This is a genomic window from Paenibacillus sp. P4_A7, assembly GCF_056402455.1.
Genome location: NZ_JBFUHJ010000368.1, coordinates 1 through 5,691, shown reverse-complemented (window position 1 = coordinate 5,691; position 5,691 = coordinate 1). Strand labels below are relative to the sequence as shown.

General features: G+C 41.6%; 6 protein-coding genes. All 6 read left to right on the top strand.

Annotated elements, in window-relative coordinates:
* Positions 1 to 365: 365 nt before the first annotated feature.
* Positions 366 to 1,277 (top strand): ADP-ribosylglycohydrolase family protein, encoded by a 912-nt coding sequence (locus tag AC1DWN_RS26425; protein WP_477561872.1) that lies wholly within the window; start codon positions 366 to 368, stop codon positions 1,275 to 1,277.
* A gap of 111 nt (positions 1,278 to 1,388) precedes the next feature.
* The gene (locus tag AC1DWN_RS26420) at positions 1,389 to 1,634 is read left to right on the top strand and encodes a hypothetical protein (RefSeq protein ID WP_477561871.1); all 246 of its coding nucleotides are present in this window, start codon (positions 1,389 to 1,391) and stop codon (positions 1,632 to 1,634) included.
* A gap of 406 nt (positions 1,635 to 2,040) precedes the next feature.
* The gene (locus tag AC1DWN_RS26415; protein WP_477561870.1) at positions 2,041 to 2,562 is read left to right on the top strand and encodes a hypothetical protein; all 522 of its coding nucleotides are present in this window, start codon (positions 2,041 to 2,043) and stop codon (positions 2,560 to 2,562) included.
* A 543-nt stretch (positions 2,563 to 3,105) separates the two neighbouring features.
* Entirely contained in the window at positions 3,106 to 3,459 is a 354-nt protein-coding gene (locus AC1DWN_RS26410) for a hypothetical protein (protein WP_477561869.1), read from the top strand.
* Between the two features lie 172 nt (positions 3,460 to 3,631).
* Positions 3,632 to 4,507: a hypothetical protein gene (locus AC1DWN_RS26405; RefSeq protein ID WP_477561868.1), complete on the top strand. Its 876-nt coding sequence runs from the start codon at positions 3,632 to 3,634 to the stop codon at positions 4,505 to 4,507.
* 304 nt (positions 4,508 to 4,811) lie between these two features.
* On the top strand, positions 4,812 to 5,231 hold the full coding sequence (locus tag AC1DWN_RS26400) for a DUF6892 domain-containing protein (RefSeq protein ID WP_477561867.1): 420 nt from the start codon (positions 4,812 to 4,814) through the stop codon (positions 5,229 to 5,231).
* Positions 5,232 to 5,691 lie beyond the last annotated feature (460 nt).

The following is a 5,691-nucleotide window of genomic DNA, read 5'->3' as shown; positions in this document are numbered from 1 at the left end:
AAAGTTAACAGCACGAGCGACATGCGTTTGTTGGGCGATGTCGATCCCGACGACCAGATGTTGAGCGGTAATTTTTTCAATGAGTTGATTTTGTTTGTCCTGCGATTTAAACTTCATAATAGAGCGTCCTCCTGGATGATGGAATTTTTAGGGCTATGACCCGTTGCGTACTTCCATCGTACCGAGGCGCTCGTTTTTTTGCAAAGCGGATATTTAACGCTCTACAGGAATGCTAACGGGGAACTATAGTTGAGGAGCTTGCTTTTGAAGCTGCTCCTTTTTGAACTTCGTTGAATTAACGAGCGAATAACTCGGTAATGTTTATGATACAATCTGTCTATTAAGCATTTTCTAGGGGGTACATTATGACCAATCGTTTTCAAGGTAGCCTTATTGGATTGGCAATTGGTGATGCCATCGGTACGACCGTCGAGTTTAAGGAACCCGGGACATTTTCGGAAGTCACAGAAATGATTGGCGGAGGTGTATTCGAACTACCGAAAGGTAGCTGGACCGACGACACCTCCATGGCCTTATGCTTAGCTGAAAGCCTGATATTTAAAATGGGGTTTGATCCGATGGATCAGATGGAGCGGTATTTGAAATGGTATCGTACCGGACATCTAAGTTCAACTGGAGAATGTTTTGACATTGGAAATGCTACCGCTGAGGCTCTTCGAAGGTTCGAACGAACGGGTGAACAATTTAGTGGGTCTGAAAACCGTTACTTAGCAGGTAATGGTTCGATCATGCGACTTGCTCCTGTTCCGTTATTTTTTTCTAATAATCTTTATGAAGTTTCGAAATGGTCTGGTATCAGCTCTAGAACTACGCATTCAGCAAAGGAGTGCATTGATGCTTGTAGGCTGTTCGGTGTTATGATTGCTGCTGCGGCCAAAGGAATGAATAAAGATGAGTTGTTACATCCTGAGACATTCGATTTCTTGTGGGCACAGGATCCACTAGTTGCTAATATTAATGAAGTCTATAAGGGGTCATACAAACGACTGCAACCTCCAGAGATTCATGGCAGCGGATACGTTGTAAAATCCTTGGAGGCGGCTTTATGGGCATTTTATCATGGGAAAAACTTCGAAGAAGGAGTACTGTTAGCAGTTAACCTCGGTAACGATGCTGATACAACCGGTGCCGTATACGGTCAATTAGCTGGTGCATTATACGGTTTAGAATGTATACCACAGCGTTGGGTGGATTCACTTGTAATGAAAGAACTTATTCTTGATTATTCAACCCAGATCTACAAATTATCAAGCTAAAGGATAGTTGAGGAGTATGCTTCCCGGCAGCTCCTCTATTGTTTATTAAAATAGACGGGCAGGATAGTTGAAGTTGAAGTAAAATAATTCGTTGTAGGATTTTACATACACTTGCTAACTGCAGATGAGTCTGAAATTGAATATAGAATTTTTGAAGAGTTTGATATTGGAGCAATAACTTTTTTACATAATATTAATCTGATGAAACTTAAAGAAGCAGGCTTAATTAATGATCAGATTATGATTAAAAGTGCCGAGTTACGAAAGAAATTCCTAAGTCTACAAAATAGCGATAAGTGGGACGTCAGGTCTGTAAAAAGTGAGTCCGAATGGTGGGGAAGTTTTATTGCTTGCTGATGAAATTAAAGGAATGCTTGGTTCTGAAAAATAAGGCGTTAGGCTAACGGGACACGATATCGGAGGAGCTTCCTATGTGGTAGCTCCTCTTTTCTATTGAACTAACGGGCAGTATAGCACAATGGAAGATTCACAGAAAAGCATTATTTTGGAGTGAATAAAAGGGGCTTTCGGATAGCTTGAACTGTTACCCGAAACGGTTACAATAAGGCACATGCCGAAATATATTTATCCTTGTGAGGGCAGGGGCACGGCTGCTGATGACTCTCCTATAATGGGAGTGGAGGAACAACCACCGCTGGAAACGAAATAGAAATTTATTAAAGACTTTATGTTTCAGGAAAGATGAAACATAAAGTCCTTAATAAACGTCGATTTATATATATTAACAAGAAAGGAGAACATTATGAAAAAGATCGTAATTCTACTATTGGCAGTTTTTATTCTTCTTACCATGAGCTGCAGTAAGAATGACAACACGACATCTACTGGAGAATCTAGTTCTACTATAGAGAATGCTTCACAGAATCAAGTAAACGCAACAATAGATTATAATCCGGCAAAGGTTCTACACGACTCTGTATTTGATCTAGAATTTTTTGAGGATGACCGCATTTTCACCTGGCGTAAAGCCAAGATCATCGATATCAAGATAGCCGATGAAACTTTTGATATAGATAAAGGTGTCGTAGCCGGAATGCAAATGGACTACGTAATCTATTTCGATTCCCCAGATGATAAAGCTAAACAAATTGCCTTATACGTAAACAAGAAAGATACCCGGGTCTTTAAAATCGCGAATGATTCTACTGATCAGTTCAAACAGCTTATTTCTCTCGAAGATTTGAAAGTCGGTCAAGAGGTTGAAGTTCAATATTTCTTCCCTGTTACCCCTCTCTTTTTGGCAACTGAAATTATTGTCTACTAACATTCACTAATAAGAAAAGAACAAACAGGAATCGCGACGTCTGTTGAATGAAAATTAAGTCTTCATTAAGCTAACTGGCAGTTTAATGCAATGAATATTTACTTACAATGGATTAATATGGCATAATAATAAGAACGTAAGTTCTTGAGTGATCATTGTTAAAACTATAGGAAGACAAGGTTTTGTAAGTTATTCAAAGAGGGAAGTAACTGCGCTTTCCGCTGGAAAAAGAAGTTGAAGAAGCATTTCATCATGTAGATGGAGTGCCTCTTTTTGAAAATATAAGAAAGTTTCACAATCTTTATATATTTCTAGACAAACGGCTTTGTTTTCTCTGAAAGCGAAGGACGGCGCAGCCGTTGTATATCCTGAGAATTAAGAGTAAAGAAGGGTACGATTTGACTGAAATTTAGGAATTACGATACTTTAATTAGCAATGAAATGTAAGTAGAATAGTACGGGATCATAAAAAGTGAACATCGTCGATTAATCGTACACGGGAACATTAGTTCTGGTATACTGAGAAAAAAGGAGAAATGTAGCATGGGAATTTCTGTTTATTACACTTGTATGAGAAACCATAACCTTACCAACAGTGAGGAGCAAGAGATAACGGCCATCATTGATAAATACAATGTCGGTTTTGAAATGAAGGATATTGGAGAAACATTTTGTGTTTATGACTATGAGCAGGATGAACCAACAGTGATCTTTGCAGGTTCAACAAAGCTGCCCTTTTCAGATGATTTTGAAGATACATTGCATGCGCTGTTTTATTGGTTGACCTGTTTGACGGATATTAGAAGAAGTATTTCTAATGGGGATTGGCATGTGCATCTAGATGATACGGATGCCATTTGGGATGAGGAAACGGGTTGGCAAATGCCAGAAGATTAGTATTCGTATTCCCAACAAAGTAATGGAGGGATCTAATGTAAGTGCATGTGCGAGGCAAATCGATAACGCGCCAATTACTCGCCTCTCTATTTTCAACCAACGTTTCTTGCGAAGCCGCTGTTAACAATAGGAGTAATCATTTCTCGTACAACGAAGATAAAGGAGAATCCTGATGCTGAACGATCTGTACCAATTCGAAACACTAGAGCAATTGATAGCACGTATTCAGGAAGAGCCGTCGCCGGATTCGCTGCGTCAGGCGCTGTTCACCGAGTACGACCGCTACTTTCATTATGCGAACATTGAACAATGGAACAAGCTGGTTCGCGTTTGCGAAGCGCTGCGCATTGTCGGATGGGGGGAACGCGAGCCTGTGGAGGCAGTTGCCGAGAAATGGATCAACGGCTCTTTTTATTCCGGGCTGCGCAACCGAACCTTTACGATGATTGAAGGGACATCCAAAGGATGGGGCAAGCGCGGGGATAGCTTTGTTCTTGACGACGGTCATGACTTGGCGAACTACGGGATCTCTGCTTTGGCTACCCAACGCAATCCATTGCCCAAAAATCCTATTCGCCTGGTCAGTTCGGGCAATTACCAGTGCTCTGCGCAACCGTTCGTTGACAGCTTGGAGGAGCTTAGAGAGCAGCTTGACCGCGATATGCGGCAGGAAATATACGGCGATGATTTTGGCTATCTCGGTATATACTGCTGGTTTAGTCATCACGACGATCGTGAGCCGAGTGTGCGCTATGAATATTTTCATTCAGAGGAAGACGTTCCGCCGAACTTCTCTGCAGAGTACTATATTCGTCCCCGTTTGCAGGTCGGCAAGCTGGCCAAACGCCGCGGACAGCTCAAGCTGGAAATCACTCGGCATTTTACCCGGGAGGAGGGAGAACTTCCGCTTGAGACACAGAAAGAGATGTTTAAGCGGGATCTGATGGAGATCATCGCAATTTTAGACGAGAAGCTGAAGAAGAAAAAGACGCCATACCGGACAGATTTGGTGATAGCAGATTTGGGGGCAGTACTGGCGAAATGGTGAACAGGAGTCGGGGCGCTGCTGCGCCCTTACTTAAGGGTCAAGTTCTTTTCGTCCGATGAAATGTCGGACGAAAAGAACATAGCCCGATTCAAACCCGCATAACTTGCGGGTTTTTGTTTTCAATCGGACAAGTTCTTGTCGGGGCCGCCGCTCGAATTGTTCGACCGCATGACGGCGGAAGAACGTCAGGCAGCGGAAGAAGAGCTTCTCCGCATCGTAAGCCTGCGTGACAACTGGCCGGTCATGGCGCCCCTTAGCCAATACCGATGAGAAAATTTATATTTTGAACAGAGGAGGATTTTCAATGGATATTTATAAAGACGCAACAGGCTTATTTGAGGACTTCAACTTTAAGTTGGTTGTGATTGATTCATTATTAAATCAATCTCCATCTTTTGAGTCGGAGTTAGAAATTCTAAAAGAGAAATATGACAAGTTTGAATGGTATAGCGCTTCAGACCCAATCGAAGAAATGTTAAAATTTTTCAGAAATTTGAAATTGGAACTTCAAGATTTGGATAAAGTTATTGAACTGTGTTTTGATGGCGGAAATGAAATTTATCACTTAATCCAGCCAGATTGGGATGGTGAAGACGGCCAATTTGATGTTCAATCGGTAAGCGGATTTGAGCATTTGAAAAACCTCAAACGCGTTTGCTATATCAGCATGTGTGATGAAGAAATTTTAAATCCATTGAGCAATAAGGGGATTGAAATAACATAATTTAATTTACCTTTTACAGTTCGTAATATGTTGCAACAATTTTACTGACTCGTGTTTTTACACAGCCTTAAGCATTTTCAGGAGGGTTCGGCTTCGGCACAGAACCATCCTGATTTAATTATTTCCGCATCCACAGCTTTTGTCCGCTCTCGGCTTATTATTGGAACATGGCGCTGATATTTATGCCAAAGTTGAAGGCGGTAATGATGCTGTATCACTATCAAAGGAAAGAGGTAATTTGCGAGTTGCAAAGTTACTGGAAAGCTCGTAGATTAAGCTCCCTTGGTACGATATGATTTTCTCACGAATGCTCGCTTATTCGCAGGATTTCGCCCGGATGGTAAGGGGTGAAAGACAAGAAGGGGAACTCCGTGTTAGACTTCGGCAACATGAAGGCGCACGGGAATAGAGGGGGAATATTGCCGCCCCATATACTTCCATTTACTGCATTTACTGCACG